At 70.2% G+C, this 22,133-nt stretch carries 19 protein-coding genes; 9 read left to right on the top strand and 10 right to left on the bottom strand.

Features of this window, described 5'->3' with window-relative positions:
• Nucleotides 1-47: 47 nt before the first annotated feature.
• The 3 genes from OG370_RS14650 to OG370_RS14640 form a co-directional block, all read right to left on the bottom strand.
• Complete coding sequence (locus OG370_RS14650; RefSeq protein ID WP_328464340.1) at nt 48-845, bottom strand: sugar phosphate isomerase/epimerase family protein; 798 nt, start codon at nt 843-845, stop codon at nt 48-50.
• 138 nt (nt 846-983) lie between these two features.
• Nucleotides 984-1,904 carry a bifunctional helix-turn-helix transcriptional regulator/GNAT family N-acetyltransferase gene (locus OG370_RS14645; protein ID WP_328464338.1) on the bottom strand — a complete coding sequence of 307 codons (921 nt, stop codon included), beginning with the start codon at nt 1,902-1,904 and terminating at the stop codon, nt 984-986.
• A 96-nt stretch (nt 1,905-2,000) separates the two neighbouring features.
• Nucleotides 2,001-3,098: a LacI family DNA-binding transcriptional regulator gene (locus OG370_RS14640; RefSeq protein ID WP_328464336.1), complete on the bottom strand. Its 1,098-nt coding sequence runs from the start codon at nt 3,096-3,098 to the stop codon at nt 2,001-2,003.
• 287 nt (nt 3,099-3,385) lie between these two features.
• Here OG370_RS14640 and OG370_RS14635 point away from each other — a divergent pair, with 287 nt between their 5' ends.
• The 7 genes from OG370_RS14635 (at nt 3,386) to OG370_RS14605 (ending at nt 12,812) form a co-directional block, all read left to right on the top strand.
• Nucleotides 3,386-4,537: a Gfo/Idh/MocA family protein gene (locus OG370_RS14635; RefSeq protein WP_328464334.1), complete on the top strand. Its 1,152-nt coding sequence runs from the start codon at nt 3,386-3,388 to the stop codon at nt 4,535-4,537.
• Nucleotides 4,534-5,697, top strand: coding sequence for a dihydrodipicolinate synthase family protein (locus OG370_RS14630; RefSeq protein WP_328464332.1), 1,164 nt, complete (start codon nt 4,534-4,536; stop codon nt 5,695-5,697). Before OG370_RS14635 ends, OG370_RS14630 begins: the two co-directional genes overlap by 4 nt.
• On the top strand, nt 5,694-6,545 hold the full coding sequence (locus OG370_RS14625; protein WP_328464330.1) for a sugar phosphate isomerase/epimerase family protein: 852 nt from the start codon (nt 5,694-5,696) through the stop codon (nt 6,543-6,545). Before OG370_RS14630 ends, OG370_RS14625 begins: the two co-directional genes overlap by 4 nt.
• A gap of 290 nt (nt 6,546-6,835) precedes the next feature.
• Nucleotides 6,836-9,058 carry an SF1B family DNA helicase RecD2 gene (gene recD2, locus OG370_RS14620; RefSeq protein ID WP_328464328.1) on the top strand — a complete coding sequence of 741 codons (2,223 nt, stop codon included), beginning with the start codon at nt 6,836-6,838 and terminating at the stop codon, nt 9,056-9,058.
• A gap of 124 nt (nt 9,059-9,182) precedes the next feature.
• Entirely contained in the window at nt 9,183-10,472 is a 1,290-nt protein-coding gene (locus OG370_RS14615) for a citrate synthase (protein WP_328464326.1), read from the top strand.
• A 407-nt stretch (nt 10,473-10,879) separates the two neighbouring features.
• On the top strand, nt 10,880-11,626 hold the full coding sequence (locus tag OG370_RS14610) for an SDR family NAD(P)-dependent oxidoreductase (protein ID WP_328464324.1): 747 nt from the start codon (nt 10,880-10,882) through the stop codon (nt 11,624-11,626).
• A gap of 274 nt (nt 11,627-11,900) precedes the next feature.
• A complete protein-coding gene (locus tag OG370_RS14605; protein WP_328464322.1) occupies nt 11,901-12,812 on the top strand; it encodes a DedA family protein in 912 nt (303 codons plus the stop codon).
• Nucleotides 12,813-12,905: 93 nt separating this feature from the next.
• Here OG370_RS14605 and OG370_RS14600 read toward each other — a convergent pair whose 3' ends face one another.
• From OG370_RS14600 to OG370_RS14575, 6 genes are all read right to left on the bottom strand, one after another.
• A complete protein-coding gene (locus OG370_RS14600) occupies nt 12,906-13,109 on the bottom strand; it encodes a MarR family transcriptional regulator (RefSeq protein WP_328464320.1) in 204 nt (67 codons plus the stop codon).
• A 266-nt stretch (nt 13,110-13,375) separates the two neighbouring features.
• Complete coding sequence (locus OG370_RS14595; protein ID WP_328464318.1) at nt 13,376-14,230, bottom strand: class II fructose-bisphosphate aldolase; 855 nt, start codon at nt 14,228-14,230, stop codon at nt 13,376-13,378.
• A 182-nt stretch (nt 14,231-14,412) separates the two neighbouring features.
• A complete protein-coding gene (locus tag OG370_RS14590; RefSeq protein WP_328464316.1) occupies nt 14,413-15,303 on the bottom strand; it encodes an SIS domain-containing protein in 891 nt (296 codons plus the stop codon).
• 709 nt (nt 15,304-16,012) lie between these two features.
• Entirely contained in the window at nt 16,013-16,504 is a 492-nt protein-coding gene (locus OG370_RS14585; protein WP_328464314.1) for a MarR family transcriptional regulator, read from the bottom strand.
• Between the two features lie 395 nt (nt 16,505-16,899).
• On the bottom strand, nt 16,900-17,829 hold the full coding sequence (locus OG370_RS14580; protein WP_328474095.1) for a SigB/SigF/SigG family RNA polymerase sigma factor: 930 nt from the start codon (nt 17,827-17,829) through the stop codon (nt 16,900-16,902).
• A gap of 323 nt (nt 17,830-18,152) precedes the next feature.
• Entirely contained in the window at nt 18,153-18,968 is an 816-nt protein-coding gene (locus OG370_RS14575) for a phytanoyl-CoA dioxygenase family protein (protein WP_328464312.1), read from the bottom strand.
• Nucleotides 18,969-19,080: 112 nt separating this feature from the next.
• Here OG370_RS14575 and OG370_RS14570 point away from each other — a divergent pair, with 112 nt between their 5' ends.
• Both OG370_RS14570 and OG370_RS14565 read left to right on the top strand, forming a co-directional pair.
• On the top strand, nt 19,081-19,998 hold the full coding sequence (locus OG370_RS14570) for an AraC family transcriptional regulator (protein ID WP_328464310.1): 918 nt from the start codon (nt 19,081-19,083) through the stop codon (nt 19,996-19,998).
• 266 nt (nt 19,999-20,264) lie between these two features.
• Nucleotides 20,265-21,359, top strand: coding sequence for a phospholipase D-like domain-containing protein (locus OG370_RS14565; RefSeq protein WP_328464308.1), 1,095 nt, complete (start codon nt 20,265-20,267; stop codon nt 21,357-21,359).
• Nucleotides 21,360-21,477: 118 nt separating this feature from the next.
• On the opposite strand, the gene OG370_RS14560 is transcribed toward OG370_RS14565, so the two are convergent.
• Nucleotides 21,478-22,122 carry a TMEM175 family protein gene (locus OG370_RS14560; protein WP_328464306.1) on the bottom strand — a complete coding sequence of 215 codons (645 nt, stop codon included), beginning with the start codon at nt 22,120-22,122 and terminating at the stop codon, nt 21,478-21,480.
• Between the last annotated feature and the right edge of the window lie 11 nt (nt 22,123-22,133).

The following is a 22,133-nucleotide window of genomic DNA, read 5'->3' as shown; positions in this document are numbered from 1 at the left end:
GCCCATCGCCGCCCGGCGCTCCAGCGCGCCCGTACTCCTCGGGCCGCTCAGGCTGACTCCGACAGAAGCCGAACCAGATGCTCTCGCCCGGCCTCCAGCAGATCCGGCAACTCCTCCGCTTGCGGATACCACCTCTTCTCGTACTCCCAGCACAGCCAGCCGTCCCACTCGGCGCGGCTGAGCACCTCGACCGTCTCGGCCAGCGGCAGCGCCCCCTTTCCGAGCGGCAGCGGCGTACGATCCTCCGTCGAGGCGATGTCCTTGACCTGCACATAGCCCAGGTAGGGCGCCAGCGCCGGGTACGTCGAGGACGGCTGCTCCCCGGCGAGCCACGTGTGCATCACGTCCCAGATCGCGCCCACGGCGTGGTGCCCGACGGTGCCCAACACCCTCGCCACGTCGGCGCCGGACCGGTGCGAGTCGTGTGTCTCCAGCAGCACTCGGACCCCTCGGTCGGCCGCCAGCGGCGCCACCGCGGCCAACCGCCGTTCTGCGAGGGCGTCCGCCTCGGCAGCGGCCAGGTCGCCGCCGCCCGGAAAGACCCGGACGAAGGACGCGCCCAGGTCCGCGGCCAGGTCCACCGCGGCCTCTACCTCGGCCAGCACCGGACCGTCCTCGCCGGGTGCCGCCATTTTCGCGTAGGCGGCGACAGTGAGGACAGCGATGTCGGCCGCCGCGAACTGCTCGACCACACGGGCACGTTCACCTGCGGAAATCCCCGGGTGGACCGGTTCCTCCTCGCTCGCGCGCAACTCGACGCCGTGGTAGCCGTGCTCTGCCGCGAGCCGCACGACCTGCTCGATGGGCAACGCGGGAAGTCCGAGGGTGGAGAAGGCGAGTTTCATTCGCCGGACACTAGGCACGGGCCCGCCCGCGGTCAACCGGGGTCAGGTATCCCTGAGCCGCCGTACCGCCTGCGCATCATGCCTGATACGACCTCCTTTCGGCTGTGGCTTCGGCTTCGGAGCGGCTTCCGGATTCGGCTACAGGGACAGACGCCAGTCCTGGCCCATCAGCTCCCGGCCGAAGCTGTGGTGCGGTTTCTGTGCGACCAGTTCGAACCCGGCCCGCTCGTAGATCCTTCGGGCGCCGGCCAGCACGTCATTGGTCCACAGGACGAGTTCGGTGTAGGCGGCCTGGCGGGCGAAGGCGATGCACGTGTCCACCAACCGCCCACCTATCCCGTGGCCGCGGGCTGCCGGATCGACCAGCAGCAGTCGCAGCCGCGCGGTATCGGGCGCGTCGTCCCGCATGCAGAACACGCATCCCGCCCGGTCGCCGTCGAGTTCGGCCACCCACATCGCCTCGCGCTGCGGATCATGGTCCGATGCGTAGTCCGCGACGATGCGCGCGACGAGGGTTTCGTAGTCCTCGTCCCAGCCGTACTCCGTCGCGTACACCGCGGCGTTGCGCTCGATCGCCCACCCAAGATCGCCTGGGCGGGGCCCGCGAAGGGTCACGCGCGGGCCGGTGGTGATCCGGTGGTCGTCGTGCAGGATCTCGCGGACCGTGCTCATCGCATCGGTCAGCCGTGGCCGGTCCTCCGGAGCTATCCGGCCGACCAGGGAGCCCACGGCCTCCTGGGAGCGCTCCTCCAGCAGCGAGGCCGCTTCCTTCCCCCGCGCGGTCAGCTCTATCCGCTGCCTTCTCGCGTCCTGCTCGGAGGGCCTGCGGGTGACGAGCTGCCGCTCCTCGAACTTCGACAGCATCCGGCTGAGATGGCCCGCGTCGAGCGACAACTCCATCCGCAGGTCAGCGGCGTCGGTGCGCCGCGCGTGCGCGAGTTCGTACAGCACGCGAGCCTCGGTGAGCGTGAACGGTGTGTGCAGGTGGCGGCTGTAGTCAAGCGCGCCGATGAGGTTGGTGTAGAAGCGGTTGAACTCGCGGATCTCCTGAACTGCCATGACGACCTCGGCCTTCCTTAATTCCTTTGCCTGAGTCAAAGGTATGTCCGTGCCGAGGCTGTGCGGAAGTCCCTTTTTCCAGCCTGTGGATAACTTTCAGCGAGCGGTGCCCGCCGGCGGCGCGGTGGAGCTGCGGACCATCAGCTCGGTGGTCACGGTGGCCACCGAGCCGGGCGGCGGGGCCGACCGCCCCAGTACCAGCCGGCCGGCCCGCGCGCCGGCCTCATGGAGCGGGATGCGGACCGTGGTCAGCGCCGGCGAGGCGTCCGCAGAGAACGGCAGGTCGTCGAAACCCGCCACCGAAATGTCGCCGGGGACGCTCAGCCCGCGCTCGCGCAGGGCGGCGCACACCCCGAGCGCCGCCGTGTCGTTGGCGGCCACGATCGCGGTCACCGTGGGGTCCTTGCGCAGGAGCTCCAGCGCGCCGTCGTAACCGGAGGAGCGGTCGTATCCGCCGTGTACGACGGGTTGGCCCGGGATCTCGCCGGGGTCTTCCCCGTTCCAGGTCTGCGACGCGAGCCCGTAAGCGGCGAGCGCCGCGCGGTGGCCTTCGAGCCGGTGCCGTGTCGTGCTGCGCTCGACCGGGCCGGCGACGCAGCCGATCCGGCGGTGCCCCAGTGACAGCAGGTGCTCGGTCAGTCGCCGCGCCCCGCCGCGGTTGTCGAAGGCGATGGTCATGATGCCCGGCGCGGTTTCGGGCAGCGGGGGGCGACCGCACAGAACGATCCGGGTGCCGGAAGACGCCAGCCGGGCCAGCCGGGTGGCCACCGCGGCGGTGTGTCGCTCATCCTCGACCGCGCCGCCGGTCAGCACCACGCCGGCGGCGCGCTGGCGCTCGAGCAGGGTGAGATAGGTGAGTTCGGACTCGGGCGATCCACCGGTGTTGCAGACGACCGCGAGCTTGCCGCCGCTCGGAGGGTTGCCGGGACCGGCGGCGATCTCGCGCTGCAGGGCGCTGGCGATCAGGCCGAAGAAGGGGTCTGCCACGTCGTTGACGAGGACGCCGACGAGATCGGAGCTGGCCGCCGCGAGTGCCCTCGCCTGCCCGTTGACGACGTAGTCCAGCTCCGCCACGGCCCGCCGCACCCGTTCCCGGGTGCTGCCGGCCACAGGGTAGTTTCCGTTGAGCACCCGGGAGACGGTCGCCGACGACACTCCCGCGCGCGCCGCGACGTCGGCCAGTGTCACTGCCATATCGGTCCTGACCTCCTTGTGCGGCGGCCGGGATCGTGACCACCCGGACCGGCGTCGTACGGCCGCCGACCACCGCGGCACATGCTCTCACCTCGATGGCGCGCGCGGCAGCGGCACCGTCCTCGAATGGTCCACCATGCCAGCAAGCGCTTACATTCGCATCCGGGAGAGGGTTGTCCATCGCCACCCTTGCAAGCTAGCGTGACGCGGAAGAAAGCGCTTGCTATACGTGAGCACCTCACAGCCGGCCTTCGCGCCCCACCCCCAACCGCTCAGGAGAGGCCCCCATGACACGCAAGACCGTGCGGATCGCCATGAACGGCGTCACCGGACGCATGGGCTATCGGCAGCACCTGGTCCGATCCATCCTCAGTCTGCGCGAGCAGGGCGGCCTCGACCTCGGCGACGGCACCGTTCTGTGGCCTGAGCCGATCCTGGTCGGCCGCCGAGAGCACGCACTGCGCGCGATCGCCGAGCAGCACGGCATCGAGCACTGGACCACCGACCTCGACGCCGTGCTCACCGACCCCTCGGTCGAGATCTACTTCGACGCGCAGGTGACCTCCGCCCGTGAGGAGGCCGTCAAGCAGGCCATCGCGGCGGGCAAACACATCTACTGCGAAAAGCCGACCAGCACCACGCTGGCGGGGGCCCTTGAACTCGCCAGGCTCGCCAACGAGGCCGGCGTCAAGCACGGAGTGGTGCAGGACAAGCTCTTCCTGCCCGGCCTGCGCAAGCTCCGACGCCTGGTCGAGGGCGGCTTCTTCGGCCAGATCCTCTCCGTCCGCGGTGAGTTCGGCTACTGGGTCTTCGAGGGCGACTGGCAGAGCGCACAGCGTCCGTCGTGGAACTACCGCACCGAGGACGGCGGCGGCATCGTGGCGGACATGTTCCCGCACTGGGACTACGTGCTGCACGAGTTGTTCGGCCGGGTGCGCAGTGTGCAGGCGCTCGCCACCACGCACATCCCGCAGCGCTGGGACGAGCAGGGCAAGCCCTACGACGCCACCGCGGACGACGCCGCCTACGGCGTCTTCGAGCTGGAGGGCGGTGCGATCGCGCAGATCAACTCCTCCTGGGCGGTGCGGGTCAACCGGGACGAACTCGTCGAGTTCCAGGTGGACGGCACCCATGGCTCCGCCGTCGCAGGTCTGCGCAACTGCCGCGCCCAGCACCGCTCGGCCACCCCCAAGCCGGTCTGGAACCCCGACCTGCCCGCCACGGAGTCCTTCCGCGACCAGTGGCAGGAAGTGCCCGACAACGCCGACTTCGACAACGGCTTCAAGGCCCAGTGGGAGCTCTTCCTGCGCCACGTGGTGCTTGACGAGCCGTGGCGGTGGGACCTGCTGGCCGGCGCCCGAGGCGTGCAACTCGCCGAACTCGGCCTGAAGTCCTCCGCGGAAGGACGCCGCTTCGAGGTCCCGGAGCTGTCGCTGTGACCATCCTGCTGCCCGACGTGTCGGGTGAACCACGCGCCTACCAGCCCAGGACGGGGTCGGTCGTCCACTCCGCCGGCCTGCCGCTGCGCAGCAGGGTGGTGTACTCGGCGGCCCATGTCGTCGCCGACCCGCTGCGCACCGCCGCCGACGCACCCGCGGCCGTCGACTGGGACGCGACCCTCGCGTTCCGCCGCCACCTGTGGAGCCATGGGCTCGGGGTGGCCGAGGCGATGGATACCGCACAGCGCGGGATGGGCCTGGACTGGCCGGTCGCGGCGGAGCTGATCCGCCGATCGTCCGCCGAGGCGCGTGGGGTGGGCGGCCGGATCGCCTGCGGTGTCGGCACCGACCAACTCGCCGGTCCTGCCGCCTCCGAGGTGACCCTGGCCGAGGTCACGGCTGCCTACGAGGAGCAGCTGGCGGTGGTGGAAGCGGCCGGCTCGCAGGCCATCCTCATGGCCTCGCGCGCCCTGGCCGCCGTCGCCAAGGGGCCGGACGACTACCTGGAGGTCTACGGGCACCTGCTGCGGCAGTCCGTGGAACCGGTGATCCTGCACTGGCTCGGCCCGATGTTCGACCCCGCGCTCGCCGGCTACTGGGGGAGCGACGACCTCGACGCCGCGACCGAGACGTTCCTGGAGGTGATCACCGCCCATCCGGACAAGGTCGACGGCATCAAGATCTCGCTGCTCGACGCGGACCGCGAGGTCGCGCTGCGCCGCCGCCTGCCGGAAGGAGTGCGCTGCTACACCGGCGACGACTTCAACTACCCGGAGCTGATCGAGGGCGACGACGAGGGCTTCAGCCACGCCCTGCTCGGCATCTTCGACCCGCTCGCACCGCTGGCTGCCGCCGCGGTCAGCGCACTGGACACGGGGGACGCGGCCGGGTTCCGCGGGCTGCTGGACCCGACCGTCGGCCTGTCGCGGCACCTCTTCGAGGCGCCCACCCGCTTCTACAAGACCGGTGTGGTCCTGCTCGCCTGGCTGGCGGGGCACCAGGAGCACTTCACCATGGTCGGCGGCCTCCAGTCCGCACGCTCCCTCCCGCACCTCGCGCGGGCGTACGAACTCGCCGACCGGGTCGGGCTGTTCCCCGACCCCGCACTCGCCGAAGCCCGGATGCGCGGGCTGTTGGCCGTATACGGAGTGGACGCATGACCGAGACCCAGGCCGCCGCACAGGGCCTTGAGCGCCTCAGCATCAACCAGGAGACCCTCAAGCAGTGGTCACTGCCCGAACTCGCCGAGGGCTGTGCGGCTCTCGGCATCACGTCGGTCGGGCTGTGGCGCGCTCCGGTCCAGGAGTACGGCGTGCGGGACGCGGCCGCGCTGATGAGCGACCACGGGATCAACGTCACCTCGCTGTGCCGCGGCGGCTTCTTCAGTGCGTCCGACCCGGCACGGCGGGCCGAGGCGCTGGACGACAACCGTGCGGCGATCGACGAGGCAGCCGTGCTCGGCACCGGCACCCTGGTGCTGGTCTCCGGAGGTCTGCCCGAGGGCGATCGCGACATCGCCGCCGCCAGGGAGCGGGTCGCGGACGTGATCGGCGCGCTCGTGCCGTACGCGGCGGAACGTGGTGTGCGGCTGGCGATCGAGCCCTTGCACCCGATGTTCGCCTCGGATCGCTGCGTGGTCTCGACCCTGGGCCAGGCCCTGGACATCGCGGAGCGTTTCGCGCCCGAACACGTCGGCGTCGTGGTGGACACCTACCACCTGTGGTGGGACGACCGTGCGGAGGCGGGGATCGCCCGGGCCGGTGCGGGCGGCCGGATCGCGTGCTTCCAGGTCGCGGACTGGGTGACGCCGCTGCCGGAAGGGGTGTTGCTCGGGCGCGGACAGCTCGGTGACGGCTGTGTCGATCTGCGGGGATTCCGCGCGCGAGTCGACGAGGCCGGGTACCGGGGACAGGTGGAGGTGGAGATCTTCAACCCCGCGTTGTGGGCCAGGAAGGGCACGGAGGTGCTTGCGGAGGTCGCGGAAAGGTACCGGCAGCACGTGCTCTGAGAAGATCTTGGAATTTTGTCGACCGCGGTACAACCCTTCCTCCACCTGGCGTGTCGTACATGGCATCGGGGCTCCTGGAGGGGGTTCAAGGAGCCCGGCTGGTACGCCCGAGGGGGGCTTCGGGAGTACAGGGGGAGGGAAGAGGGGTCCGGCTTCGGCCGGGCCCCTCTCCGCTTGTCCCTGCTTGCCGTCGGTGTTGTCCACAGCCGCACGGGTGACCGACGACGCGGTGTCGGTCACTGCGAGTACCTTCGGAGCAGATCACCGACCGGCCCGAAGGGAGCCCGCAGATGGGTGAGGCGCCGCACTTTTCGGTCCTGGAGGGCGTCCTCGAGCGGATCACGTACGCCAACGAGGACAACGGCTACACGGTCGCGCGCGTCGACACCGGCCGCGGTGCCGGCGATCTCCTCACGGTGGTCGGTGCCCTGCTCGGTGCACAGCCCGGCGAGTCCCTGCGGATGCACGGCCGTTGGGGCTCCCACCCGCAGTACGGCAAGCAGTTCACCGTGGAGAACTACACGACGGTCCTGCCGGCCACGATCCAGGGCATCCGCCGCTACCTCGGCTCGGGGCTGATCAAGGGGATCGGGCCGCGCATCGCCGAGCGCATCGTGGATCACTTCGGTACCGACACCCTGGAGGTCATCGAGACCGAGGCCACCCGCCTGGTCGAGGTGCCGGGACTCGGGCCGAAGCGGACGAAGTTGATCGCCGTCGCGTGGGAGGAACAGAAGGCGATCAAGGAGGTGATGGTGTTCCTCCAGGGCGTGGGGGTGTCCACGTCGATCGCCGTGCGGATCTACAAGAGTTACGGCGACGCCTCGATCTCCGTGGTGAAGAACCAGCCGTATCGTCTTGCCTCCGAGGTGTGGGGCATCGGGTTCCTGACCGCGGACCGGCTCGCCCAGGCGGTGGGCATCCCGCACGACAGCCCTGAGCGGATCAAGGCCGGTCTTCAGTACGCCCTTTCGCAGGCCACCGACGGCGGCAACTGCTTCCTGCCCGAGGAGCGGCTGATAGCCGATGCGGTGAAGCTGCTCCAGGTGGACATCGGCTTGGTGATCGAGTGCCTGGGGGAGTTGGCCGACGAGGAGGGGGTGGTGCGTGAGCGCGTGCCGTCGCCCGACGGCGACGGCGAACCGATCAAAGCGGTGTACCTGGTGCCGTTCCATCGCGCGGAGATAGCGCTCGCCGCCCAGGTGCTGCGGCTGCTGCGCGGCCCGGAGGACCGTATGCCGGCCTTCCAGGACGTGGCCTGGGACAAGGCGCTGGCCTGGCTCGCTGACAAGACCGGCGCGGACCTCGCCCCCGAGCAGCAGGAAGCGGTGCGGCTGGCGCTCACGCAGAAAGTGGCGGTGCTCACCGGCGGTCCGGGCTGCGGCAAGTCGTTCACGGTGCGCTCCGTGGTCGCCCTCGCCACGGCCAAGAAGGCCAAGGTGGTGCTTGCCGCGCCCACCGGCCGGGCTGCCAAGCGGCTCGCCGAGCTGACCGGAGCCGCCGCGTCGACCGTGCACCGCCTGCTGGAACTCAAGCCGGGCGGCGACGCGGCCTACGACCGCGACCGGCCGCTCGACGCGGACCTGGTGGTGGTCGACGAGGCGTCGATGCTGGACCTGCTGTTGGCGAACAAGCTGGTGAAGGCGGTTCCCCCGGGGGCACACCTGCTGTTCGTCGGCGATGTGGACCAGTTGCCGAGCGTGGGTGCGGGGGAGGTGCTGCGGGATCTGCTGACACCGGGCGGGCCGGTCCCTGCGGTGCGGCTCACCCGTATCTTCCGCCAGGCCCAGCAGTCCGGTGTGGTGACGAACGCGCACCGGATCAACTCGGGGGTGCCACCGGTCACCCAGGGGCTGGCCGATTTCTTCCTCTTCGCCGAAGAGGACTCGGAGGAGGCGGCCAGGCTGACAGTGGACGTGGTGGCCCGGCGAATTCCGGCCAGGTTCGGTCTCGACCCGCGCCGCGACGTCCAGGTGCTCACCCCCATGCACCGCGGCCCGGCCGGCGCGGGCGTGCTCAACGGACTGCTCCAGCAGGCCGTCACGCCGGCCCGCCCTGATGTGGCCGAGCGCCGGTTCGGCGGGCGTACCTTCCGGGTCGGTGACAAGGTCACCCAGATCAGAAACAACTACGACAAGGGCGCCAACGGCGTTTTCAACGGCACCGTGGGGGTCGTCACCAGCCTCGACGTGGTCGAGCAGCGACTGACGGTGCGGACCGACGAGGACGAAGAGATCGGCTACGACTTCGACGAGCTGGACGAGTTGACGCATGCCTACGCGGTCACGATCCACCGTTCGCAGGGCAGCGAGTATCCGGCGGTAGTGATCCCCGTCACTACCGGCGCCTGGATGATGCTCCAGCGCAACCTGCTTTACACCGCCGTCACCCGGGCGAAACGCCTGGTCGTGCTGGTGGGCTCCCGTCGTGCGATCGGGCAGGCGGTGCGCACGGTCTCTGCGGGTCGCCGCTTCACCGCTCTCGACCATCGGCTTGATCTGGGCGCAAAATAGGCACTCCGTGCCACTTTTCGGCCCGATGGCCGACCCCGAGTGCACACCCCAGTGCCAAATGGGGGACAGTGGACCTAGTCAGGGCACCTCGAAGAAGAGGCAAAACCGTCGGTGAGGGAATGACGTGAGCGACAACTCTGTAGTACTGCGGTACGGGGACGGCGAATACAGCTACCCCGTTGTGGACAGCACCGTCGGCGACAAGGGCTTCGACATCGGCAAGCTGCGTGCCGACACCGGGCTGGTCACCCTGGACAGCGGCTACGGCAACACCGCGGCGTACAAGTCCGCGATCACCTTCCTCGACGGTGAGCAGGGCATCCTGCGTTACCGCGGGTATCCGATCGAGCAGATCGCCGAACGCGGTTCCTTCCTGGAGACCGCGTACCTGCTGATCAACGGTGAGCTGCCGACTGTGGACCAGCTCTCGGAGTTCCAGGGCCAGATCACCCAGCACACCCTGCTGCACGAGGACGTCAAACGGTTCTATGACGGCTTCCCCAAGGACGCCCACCCGATGGCGATGCTGTCCTCCGTGGTCAGCGCGCTGTCGACGTTCTACCAGGACAGCCACAACCCGTTCGACCCCGAGCAGCGCGACCTGTCCACGATCCGGCTGCTCGCCAAGCTGCCGACCATCGCGGCGTACGCGTACAAGAAGTCCGTCGGCCAGCCGGTGGTCTACCCGCGCAACGACCTGGGCTACGTCGAGAACTTCCTGCGGATGACCTTCTCTGTCCCGGCCGAGGAGTACGAACTCGACCCGGTCGTGGTCAGCGCCCTGGACAAGCTGCTCATCCTCCATGCCGACCACGAGCAGAACTGCTCGACGTCCACGGTCCGGCTGGTCGGCTCCTCGCAGGCCAACCTGTTCGCGTCGATCTCCGCCGGCATCAGCGCGCTGTGGGGACCGCTGCACGGTGGCGCGAACCAGTCGGTGCTGGAGATGCTGGAGCGCATCAAGGCCGAGGGCGGCGACGTCGACTCCTTCATCCGCCGGGTGAAGAACAAGGAAGACGGCGTGAAGCTGATGGGCTTCGGGCACCGCGTCTACAAGAACTTCGACCCCCGGGCGAAGATCATCAAGGCGGCGGCGCACGACGTCCTCTCGGCGCTCGGGAAGTCCGACGAACTGCTGGACATCGCGCTCAAGCTGGAAGAGCACGCGCTCAGCGACGACTACTTCGTGTCGCGCAAGCTCTACCCGAACGTGGACTTCTACACCGGCCTGATCTACCGGGCGATGGGCTTCCCGACCAGCATGTTCACCGTGCTGTTCGCGCTCGGGCGGCTGCCCGGCTGGATCGCCCAGTGGCACGAGATGATCAAGGAGCCCGGCTCCCGCATCGGTCGGCCGCGGCAGATCTACACCGGTGTCGTCACCCGCGACTACATCCCGGTCGAGGCCCGCTGACCTGGGCACACGCACAAAGAGAGCGCCCCGCGACGGATCCCCCCACGGGTCCGGCACGGGGCGCTCCCGTTTCCCGGAGCGGATCCCCCCACGGGTCCGTACCGGGCGTTTTTCGGCGGCTGCGCCAAGCCGGGACGATAGGGCCGGGAGGGCCGCTCAAGCTCCCCGGCGTCGCCCCGGCGACGCAACTCGATCCATCCCCCAAGACGGACCGTACCTCAACCCCCCGCACCGGCTCCGCCGGGGGCCGGTGTTCAAGACATAAGACCCACGAAACACCGTAATGGTTACGTTCCAAGTGGTGTGATCTACGTCTCTTTGGTGAAGGTGTTTTCGCAGGCTACCCCGCGCGCTGCCGGTCCAGCGCGATCCCGTAGCGTGCTGTTTCTCCTCGAGGGGCGGAGCACATGGCAGAGAACGGGACAGCGGTCCGGGACATCGTGGTGACCGGTGGCGGCACGGGCATCGGCCTGGCCATCGCGATCCGGTTCGCGGAGGACGGCCACCGCGTCACGATCGTCGGCCGCCGCCGCGAGGTCCTGCACGCCGCCGCGGACGAGTTGCGTACCGAACGCGGCCTGGATGTCACTCCCGTCGTCTGCGATCTGGCCGATCCCGACGACGTGGAGGCAGTCCTGTCGCGACTGCCCGAGCGGGTCGACGTCCTGATCAACAGTGCGGGCAGCCGTGAACTCGCGGTCGGCGCCGGCCCGCACGGGCTGCTGGCGCGCTGGCGTGGCGACTTCGAGCGGAATGTTCTGACGGCGGTACTGCTCACCGAGTCGTTGCGGGACCGCTTCACCGACGGCGGCCGCGTCGTGACGGTGACTTCGGTCGCCGCACTGCGCGGCGGTGGCTCCTACGGGGCCTCCAAGGCCGCTCTGCACGCCTGGAACCACTCCCTGGCCGCCCAACTCGGTCCGCAGGGCGTCACGTGCAACATCGTGGCTCCTGGGACGGTGGCGGGTACCGAGTTCTTCGGGTCGCGGCTCAACGACGCCGAGCTGACCCGGCGGGCCGGGCGCACCCTGGTCGGCCGGGTCGGGCGGCCTGCGGATGTTGCGGCGGCAGTGCTCTTCCTGGCCTCCCCGGAGGCGGGCTTCGTCACCGGGGAGATCCTCCAGTGCAACGGCGGCGAGTTGCTCGGGCGCTGACCCTGGGTCCTACCGGGCCGGTGCGCCCCGGCCCCCTGGCCCCGCCTCGTACCCGGCGCCCGGGTGTGTTCGGCGGCGGCGTCTGCTCCTCGCACCAACTCGATCCCGCCACCTCACCGAGCGTCTCCACCCACAGGAGTAGGACCGCTGCGCCCCGAGGATGAGATTTCCGGGGAATCGGCGGAGAAGTGCCCCTACACCGCCAAACCCGCTTGCCGTGCCCCCGGAACCGCTGTCAGCGTTGATCCCAGGGGGTGGGAAGAGGGGCGGTGATATGGACGTTGCACTGAACGTGTCGTCATTGGACTTCACCTCAGGTCTCGCCGAGCACCTGCGGGGTGGCAACGTCTTCTGGGCGTACGCGCTGCTGGCCGCGACGACGGCTCCGCCGCTCGTACCCAACGCCGTGTTGCTCGTCACCGGCGGTGTGATGGCGGCTGAGGGCCGCCTGGACATCGCCCTCGTGCTTCTCGTGGTGGCGGGCAGCGCGGTCCTCGGCGACATGCTGCTGCACCGCGCCGGACGCGCGCTCAGCGGCCGGGTACTCCAACGCATGCGCCGCCGGCCCCGCCAGGCGGCCCTCCTCAAATGGGCGGCCCTGCGCATTCAGCGACACGGAGTGCCCTTCGTCATAGGTGTCCGCTTCCTGCCCAGCGGCCGGGTGATAGGCGGCCTGGCGGCGGGCGTCGTACGCTATCCGGCTCGGCGGTACGCGATGGGTGCGGGCGTGGCGGAGGCGGTGTGGGCGTCATATTCGGTGGGGGCCGGATACATCAGCGGTCGGGCCGCCTCGAACTCGTTCTACGCGCTCTCCCTGGGACTCGGCATATCCCTGCTGGTCGCGGGGGTCGGCACGATCGTCCAGTGGGTCTCGCGCGGCCGGGACCGCAGCCGCGGTGAAACCGCCCGGCCCTCGCCCGTCGTCGCGGCGTCCCTCGTGGTCGGCGTGGGTGGCGGTGCGGCCGGCGTCGCGACGGTTGCCGGTGGTTCTGGCGGCACCTTGGCGCCGAACCCGCTCCCGCCCCCGGCACCGGCCGCAGCGGCTTCCCCGGTGCCCGTCCCACCCGAGCGACCACCGCCCCTCTCGGTGCCGACTGAGGGCAGGGAGATTCTGCCCTCCCCCCTGCCGCCCCCGGACAACGACGCGGATGACAGTTCCTGTCCGCTGACCGGGCGCGGCACGTAGCCATGTCCGGGCCGGGGCGCATCGCCCAGCCCTCTTCCCTGCCCACGCGCGGTACGTCCTTGTTGCCGCCGCGGGTCGGGTGTCCCGTAGGGCTCAGCCGGGGTCCCGGCGTCCCCTGTTGCCTGGGCGCCTGGCGCTCCACGACCGAATCGTGTCCGCGTACCAGAAGGGCTTCCCGCCCCGCACCACGTCGGGGTCCGGCAGGTGCCCGTGTTTGCGGTAGGAGCGCACGGTGTCGACCTGCACGCGGATATGGGCTGCGATGTCCGCGTACGACCACAGAGTCCGATCGGTCATGAAGAACCTCCATGCGACAGGGATGTCGATCAGCACCTTCGTCCGGTCAACGACGGGGTGCGACGACCGCATGCGGTTGTTGATCTTCTGTGACACGGAACCCGCGTAACGGTGACAATTCCCAGGTCACGGCAGGTACGACTGAACTGTTGATCGCACCGGAACTGTTATCGGTCACTCGTTCGAGTCAACCGCGGGTGCGGATCGTTTCGGGTCGGCGAGGTTGCGGGAGACTTCGAGTGCGGGACGATCTCGCTTCGTTCGTTTCAGTCCATCTGCTCGGGCTCGCCGGCCACGACTCGCAGCATGTGGGCGGCGGTGGCCGTCATCGCGTCGCGTGCCGGGCGCAGGTAGCGGCGCGGGTCGACCGCCGTGGGGTTGGCTGCGAGATGGTCGCGTACGGCGGTGGTGAAGGCGATGTTGAGTGCCGTGCCGATATTGACCTTCGACATTCCTGCGGCGACCGCCCGCCGCAGTTCGCCGTCGGACACACCGGACGAGCCGTGCAGGACCAGCGGCACGCCCACGGACTCGCGCAGCCGGCCGATGAGTTCGTGGTCGAGGTGGGCAGTGCGCTCGGTCATGGCGTGCGAACTGCCGACCGCGACGGCCAGTGAGTCCACACCAGTGGCGGCGGTGAAGGATGCCGCTTCCGCCGGGTCGGTGCGCACTCCCGGGGCGTGCGCACCGTCCTTGCCGCCGACCTCGCCGAGTTCGGCTTCCACCCACACCCCGTGGGTGTGGGCGAACTCGGTGATGCGGGCGGTGGCGCTGACGTTCTGCTCGTAGGGCAGGACGGACGCGTCGAACATCACCGAGGTCACGCCGGCGGCGACCCCGGCACGGAGAAGCGCCTCGTCCTCCACGTGGTCCAGATGGAGGGAGACGGGCACGGATGCTGCTGCGGCGACGGCAGCCGCGCCGGCGAGCACACCGTCGAGGCGGCCGCTGTGGAACTTCACGGCGTTCTCGCTGATCTGGAGGATGACGGGCAGGCCGGTCTGCTCGGCGGCGGCGGTGATCGCCTCGGCGTGCTCCAGGGTGATCACGTTGAAGGCGGCCACGCCACCACCGGACGCGTGGGCGGCGAGGACGAGTTCGGCGGTGGCGGCGGTCGGCATGCGGGCTTCCTCGGGGTCCGGGTCCCCCTGGGCGGCGCGGGGACCGGTGGGTCGGCACGGAACGTGCCGACGGTTCGGGCGGGTTGATCAGCCGTGGGAGCGGCGGACGGGAGGTGCGGAGCGGGTGCGGACGGAATCGGACGGATCGTCAGCGGTGGAAGGGAGGCGGGTGGTGATGGGACTCACGAGAGGATGACCGAGCGGGTCAGGTTGCGCGGACGGTCAGGGTCGTATCCCTTGGCCTCGGCGATCGCGACGGCGAGGCGCTGGGCGCGGATCAGGTCGGCCAGAGGATCGGCGGCGGGCCGGTGCTCGAGGTGGCCGCCGACGGCGGCGACGTTCGCGGCCAGGCCGTCGGGCAGCGGGCCGAAGGACCAGGCGACGCGGCCGGGGCCGGTGATGCTGATCGGGCCGTGGCGGTACTCCATGGCCGGGTACGCCTCGGTCCAGGCGCCGGCGGCCTCGCGCATCTTCAGCGCGGCCTCCTGGGCCAGGCCGTAGGTCCAACCGGTGCCGAGGAAGGTGATCTGCTCGGCGGCGAGTGCCTCGGGTGCCAGTTCGTCGCTGACGGCGGTGCGGGCGTCGGCGATCGCGGTGGTGAGGTCCTCACCGAGGTGGGCGCGGAGCAGGGCCAGCGCAGTGGTGGCGAAGCGGGTCTGCACCACGGACTGCTCGTCGGCGAAGTCGAGGACGACGATCTCGTCGGCGGCCTGCATCACCGGGGTCTTCGGGTCGGCGGTGATGGCGGTGACCGGAGTGGAGCCGAGCAACTGCTCGCAGGCCCTGAGTACTTCGGTGGTCGTGCCGGAGCGGGTGATCGCGAGCACCCGGTCGTAGTTGCGGCCGAGCGGGAACTCGGAGGCGGCGAAGGCGTCGGTCTCGCCGTGCCCGGTGCTCTCGCGCAGGGTGGCGTAGGACTGGGCCATGAACCAGGAAGTGCCGCAGCCGATGACCGCGACCCGTTCGCCTCGGGCCGGCAGTTTGCCGGACTGCCCCGGGGCGAGGTCGGCCGCGCGCTGCCAGCAGTCGGGCTGGGTGGTGATCTCGGTGGTGGTCAGGGATGGGGCGGCCATGCGGGCTCCTCGGGCAGGGCGGGGCGCGGTGGTGCGCGGGCGGGTGTCGTGCGCGTACTTCGGTCAGTGTAGATGATTGATTCTGCTTGAAGAGAGGGTGTAATGAACAAGAGTGTGCAGTTCGGTGTTGTCATGCCGGCCACGCGGGGATCAAAGGCGGCTCGGCGGGAAGCGGCGGGGGCAGGCCGTGGGCTCCACGGTCGACGGTGGACCGGAGATCGCCGTGCGGCGGCTGGGTGTCCGCCGCGCGGGCGAGGCCGCGTGGCGGCGGTCCGGAACAGGGGAGCCGTCCGACGGATGCCCGGGCGAACGGATGCTGGGGGCGGGGAAGAAGGGCGAACGCGCCTTGTTCCGCGAGTGGTTGGCGGCGGTCGAGCAGCGGTCATCCGATGGCTCGGCCGAAATGAGCTGCTGGGCGCAGCGGCCGCGTGGCATCGCGGAAGGCCGTCGTCGTCGGAGGGAGGACGAGGCGCTGCTGCCGGCCAGGTCGGCGAAGATGCCGGCGGGGTGGCGGGGGCAGTCGGGCGATGGTGCGCGGGCGGGGATGCCGCAGCGCGTCGGCGTGGGTGCCGTGGATCGCCGGTGGGTGGCGCCGGTGGAGGCGAGGGGGACCGGCGGGCCCGGCCGCCCGCGCAACGGCGTTTGTCGAACCGCCGGTGCTGGAAAGTGCGGTGCGGGGGCCGGGCCGGGGCTTGGAAGGGGGTGCGCGTCAGCTTTCGGTGAGCTCGTCCGTGGCGATCCGCCCCGCCTTGGCGCTGCGCAGCAGGAAATCGGCTATCAGCGCCAGTTCATCGTCGTCGTACCCCGCGCACACGTCGTCCATGGCGTGGCTGAGGCCGGAGAGGAGGTATGCGATCTCGGCTTCCTTCTCCTTGATCACTTGGACCAGTATCGCCCGGCGGTCGCTCGGGTTGGGGGTGCGTACCACCCACCCGCCGCGTTCCAGCCGGTCCAGCACGCCGGTGAGCGTGGCCGGATGGAGCCCCGCGCGCCGGGCCAGTGCCGTCGGGCCCGTGGGGCCGTGCCGGCTGATCAGGTCCAGGCACTCCAGGTCGGCGTCCCGGAGGTCCAGGTGCGCGCCTACCTGGTGGTTGAGTAGCGTGAGCTGCACGTTGAGGTCCCGCACGTGCTCCTTGATGCGGTTCGTCAGCCGTCTGCGTCGCCGGGCTGTCGAAGTCGCCCCGGACAGTGTGGAGTCCATACGCAACGATCCCTCGCATCGTTTGCTTGCTCGCCGGGGTGGCCCATGACCGCCCGCGCGATCGCCCCGGCGGCGAGCGCGATGCCGACAGGTGCTCGAAGCCTGCCGGGGGCAGCTCAGGCGCACACCTTCTCACACCGCTCATTCACGCTCGTAGCCCTTTCGGGCAAACCATGCCCGTTCCTGCTCACCTGAGTTCGGGTTCGCGGGAGGGGAGATGCGCTGGTGAAGAGGAGGGGAAGGGGAGGCGATCGCGACGGTCCGCGGTGACGTTCCTCGTCGGCCGGAACTCGTCCATGGCGCCGGCGGTGCCGGGACGGGCCGGGGTGTTGTTTCCGTCGGAGAGTGGGGTGGTCGCCCTTCGTTCTTGGGCGAGTGAGGGTGGTGCGGGTCGGTCAGGCGGCGCGCCGCTGCGGCGGGGAGTCGGCCTTCGGGGCGGCCGTCCGGTCGTATTCGGTCACGGCCCGGTCGGTGCCGCTGCCTCCGGCTTCATCCTCGGCCGCGTCCACGGCCAGCTCGGCTCCGACGACCTCCGCGCGGATCGCCGAACAGGACCGGCTGATCAGTCGTGACACGTGCATCTGGGATATGCCGAGCTGGTCGGCGATCATGCTCTGGGTCATACCGCGGAAGAAGCGCAGATAGAGGATGTGACGCTCGCGTTCAGGCAGGCGGCACAGCTGCGGCTTGACCGCCTCGCGGTCGAGGACGACGTCCAGCGCGGGGTCCGGGGCGCCCAGCGTGTCGGCCAGGGACATGGGCCCGGTTTCCATCGGCTGCCGGCACTGCGCGTCGAGCGACAGCGAGCTGAAGCTCTCCAGCGCCTCCAGGCCGGCGGCGGCTTCCTGTTCGGTGAGGTCGGCGTGCTCGGCGATCTCGGCCGCGGTGGGTTCCCGGCCCGGTCGGCTCTGCGCCAGTTCCTGGTGCGCGGCCCGCACCCGGGCCCGTAGTGCCTGCACCCGGCGCGGTACGTGCACCGACCACATGCAGTCGCGGAAGTGCCGCTTGATCTCGCCGTCTATGGTCGGCACCGCGTAGCTCTCGAAGGCGGTGCCGCGCGCCGGGTCGTACCGGCTCACGGCCTTGACCAGGCCGAGTGCGGCCACCTGCCGCAGGTCGTCCAGTGACTCGCCGCGGTTGCGGTAGCGGCCGGCCAGGCGGTGTGCCATCGGCAGCCAGTCCGTGGCGATCTCCTGGCGCAGTCGTTCCTTGGATGCGCCGTCCGGCAGCCGGGCGAGGCGGCGGAACGCCTCGGCGGTGTCGGGGGCGTCGTCGTGCGGATGCCTGCCGCGCGGGGAAGCGGGTGCGTGCGCGGGTGTGGGCATGGACGCGGGGGTGGAAGCGGAGACGGAAGGGGACATCGATCACCAGCTCCTCGCACTACGACCCCGCGGGGCTACGGTCGGTCACCACCGGGGAGGGGGCCGAATGGGGTGTGCCCGGTCACCGATCCGACAAACCATCGTAAATAGGTCAAATAATCCAATCGTGTACGGATCGGCGTTGTGTTGCTGCGTTGCGCCCCACCCCGAACGGCGCCCCTGCCCGCCCCTGAGCAGGGCGCCTCCCAGAGCGGGCGCCGCATCTGGCGGCCCGGGCGGCTACCGCCCCTGCGCCCCGCAGCCCCGCGGGGCCGCCGAGCGTCGGCTCAGCCGTAGAGCACCGGGTTCAGCGGTGACACCGGCACGTCGCCCACCTCCGTGCCCGGCAGCCACATGGCCAGGTCGGATCGCTGGAAGTCGTTCGTCGGCTCGGCCGCGGTGATGTCGGCGGCCATGTAGATCACGGTCATCACCCGACGGGCGGTCGCGGAGTGGTTCGGGGCGGCCCGGTGGAAGGTCCAGCCGCCGTGGAAGCTGGCGTCGCCGAGGCGGTAAGGAGTCTCCTCCACCGGGAAGTCCTGCGTGGCGAGTGCCTGCCGCAGCGCGCGCTCGGAGTCGTCGCTGATCGGCAGGTCGCGGCCGAACGCGAAGCGGTGACTGCCCGCCGCGAACGACAGCGGACCCATCTCGGCGGGCGTCTCCTGGAGCGGCAGCCACACGGTCACCGTCCGGTCGCTCGACAGCGGCCAGTAGTACTGGTCGGCGTGCCACGGGGTGATGCCGCCGCCGGGCTCCTTGTACAGCGCCTGGTCGTGGTAGAGGCGTACCGACGGAACGCCGAGCAGTGCGGCGGCGATGCCGGCCAGTCGCCGCGAGAAGACCAGCTCGCGTACCTTCGCGCTGTGCTGCCACAAGTTGGTGACCTGGAGGAACGCCCTGCCGTACGTGTCGCGTTCGGCCAGCGGCAGGTGCTGGGTGTTCAACTCCACGACCTTGGCGGTGATTTCCGGTTCATATGCCTCGACGGTGCTGGCAGCAAGCACCCCGGACAGCTTGGCGAAGCCCTCCTCGTGGAACCGGCGGACCGCGGCCGGTTCGATGACGTACGGAGTGCTCAGCTCTTCCTCGGGCGTCGGCGTCATGCGGCAAGGCTCCCGTCCGGCGCCTGGCCGGGCCACGCCTGTGATGGCCGGTTCTGGTACTTTCCTGCCCGCCGGATGTCCCGATGCACGCCGACCAGGGCATGTGAGTAGCATGCGCGCGGTATTCGAGTACGTCGTCCCCACCGCACCGCTGAGTTGGAAGCTCTTCGCGCGCCGCGAAGCCCGCTTCGACTTCCAGTGGCACTTCCACCACGAGTACGAGTTGACGCTGATCGTGCGCGGCAACGGCACCCGCATCGTCGGCGACTGCGTACAGCCTTACGAGCCGGGCGACTTGACGCTGATCGGCCCGCAGATGCCGCATACGTACGTCTCGACGCCCGGGCAGGTGGGGCGGGTCGGACCGGTCGGGCCGGAGGCGGTCGTCGCGCAGTTCCGGCGGGACTTCCTCGGGCCCGACTTCTTCGACCGCCCCGAGTTCGCCGATGTGGCGCGGTTGCTCGAACGGGCTGCCCGCGGGCTCCACTTCCCGTCGCGCTCGGCCGCGCCGGCCGAGCGGGTGGAGCCGGCCGGACCTGGCGGGCGGACCGAACCGTTCGATCCGACCGGTCTCACCGCCCTGCCCAACCTCCCGCCACCCGAACGCACCCTCGCGCTGCTTCGCCTCCTCGTCGACCTGTCCACCCGCGAGCCGGCGATCCCGCTGGCCGGCGCCCGGCACGTGCCCGCCCTCAATCGCGCCTCGGGCGACCGTGTCGATGCGATCGTGGGGCTGCTGCACGCGTGCTACACCCGCCCGATCGGCCTGGACGAGATCGCCGAGGCCGCCCACATGTCACCCACGTCGGTGAGCCGCTTCTTCCGCCGCACCACCGGCACGACCCTCACCGACTACCTCAACCGCCTGCGGATCGAGGTGGCCTGCCATCTGCTGCGCGACACCGACCGGCGGGTCGCCGACATCGCCGCCGACTGCGGCTACGCCAACCTCGCCAACTTCAACCGCAGGTTCCGCCAGTTCAAGGGGCTGCCGCCGCGGGAGTACCGCGCCGGGTTCCGCACGCCGTAGCGCGTCGGACCCGGGGGCGTATCCGGATCACTCCGGAACAGGGGGCCAACGCCCCTGCCGACGATACGACTTCGGCGCAGACTGGTCGCAGCGGTACGGGTCCGCGACGTGAGCCGGGGCGGCGGCAGAGATGGCGTCAGGGGCGGAGCCGGGGCGACGAACTTTGCCAAGCCGAGTCCAGGATTTCGCCTGGGCTGTGGTGATCACCGCGAGGACTCGTGATGTCCTGTACATGTCATATCGGACAACCCCCACGCGAGGTGCGTATGTCCCGCCCGCACATCCGTCCCGCCTGTCTGCTCGCGGCCGCTGTCCTGGTCGCGGGAACGGCCGGCGCCGTCGGCACGGCAGGAACCGCCGGAGCCGCCACGACCGGAGCCGCAACGACCCGGACCGGCGCGAACGGTGCCGCCACGACGACCGCGGCCGCCGGACCGGCCGCCGCCACCCCCTCGGCGGTCACGTACACCCTGGTCACCGAGCCGTCCGCTGGTTACGGCGCCATCTACGACCTGATCGGCTCGGCGACGACCAGCATCGACCTCACGATGTACGAACTGACCGACACCACCGCCGAGCACGACCTCGCAGCGGCCGCGGCCCGCGGGGTGACCGTCCGGGTGATCCTCGACCAGAACCTGGAGAAGTCCAACAACACCGCGGCGTACACCTATCTCAACTCCAACGGTGTGCCGACCCACTGGGCCTCCACCAGCTACGCCGCCACCCACCAGAAGACCCTCACGGTCGACGACGCCACCACCGCCATCATGAGCGGCAACCTGACCAGCCAGTACTACTCCACCAGCCGCGACTTCGCCGTCATCGAGAACAACTCCCTCGATGTCAAGGCGATCGAGAAGGTCTTCGAGGCCGACTACGCGGGCACCGCGATCACCCCCACCGACGGCGACCACCTGGTGTGGAGCCCCACTGACGCCCAGTCGAAGATCCTGGCGATCATCAACGGTGCCACCACCAGCCTGTCGGTGGAGAACGAGGAGATGGGCTACGCCACCGTCGTCACCGCGCTGGAGAACGCCGCCAAGCGCGGCGTGAACGTCGAGGTCACCATGACCAACGATGACAACGAGTACGCCGACGAGTTCGACGCCCTCACCGCGGCCGGCGTCCACGTCCGCACCTATGCCTACACCGCGTCCCTCTACATCCATGCCAAGGCGATCGTCGCCGACTACGGCACCAGCGCCGCCACCGTCGACGTCGGCTCCCAGAACTTCTCCAGCGCCTCCCTCAACAAGAACCGCGAACTCGGCTTCATCACCACGTCCGCACCGATCATCTCCGGTATCAACACGGCACTCGCCTCCGACTACGCCGGCGGCACCGCCTGGTCCTGACCCCGCGGGGACCTACCCGGCCCGCCCTTCCGCCGAGACCGCGGGGCCGCGGCCCCGCGGTCTCGGCGGAAGGGCGGGCCGGCCGGCGCCTGGTTCAGGCCGCTGGTCGGTACGTGGATCAGGCCGTCTGGTCGGCGCGTTGGCGGCCGCGGACGCGGGAGCCGAGACGGTTGGCGGCGAAGGGGCAGATGATCCAGAGCACCCATCCGTAGGTGGTCGCGAAGAAGACCGGGATCGAGAGGGCGAACCCGATGATGACGCCGTGCAGGTCGCGGCCGTCGCCCGGGCCGGAGGGTGCCGGGGCGCCTCCTATGCGCAGGCGCTGCTCGGTCAGGCGGCGGGTCGCCGCGAGCAGCGCGAGACCGGCGATCACCTGCAGGAGTGCGTAGAACCCGAAGCGCAGGGCGTGCGTGGCGACACTGTCGTGATCCTCCGTGGTGAGCATCTTGGTCGCGAGCGGGTTCAGGACGATCATCAGCAGCCAGAGCATGTTGATCGTCCGCAGCGGCGCGTCGACGCGGGCGACGGCGCGGTAGACGCGGTGGTGCTGGCCCCACGACGCCGAGATGACGGCGAAGCTGATCAGGAACGCCAGGTAGTGGCCGTCGTGTTCGCGCACCGACTTCCAGAACTCCGAGACGTCGCGCCCGGCCGGGACGGGGAGTTCCAGCGCGAGCAGGGTGATGGCGATCGCGACGACCGCGTCGGAGAAGAGGATCAGCCGATCCGTGGCGCGCTCGTCCGCGACCTGTTCGTTCTCCATGGGCGAATCTC

The organism is Streptomyces sp. NBC_00448, from assembly GCF_036014115.1.
Lineage (GTDB): Bacteria > Actinomycetota > Actinomycetes > Streptomycetales > Streptomycetaceae > Actinacidiphila.
This window is presented reverse-complemented; position numbering and strand designations above follow the sequence as displayed.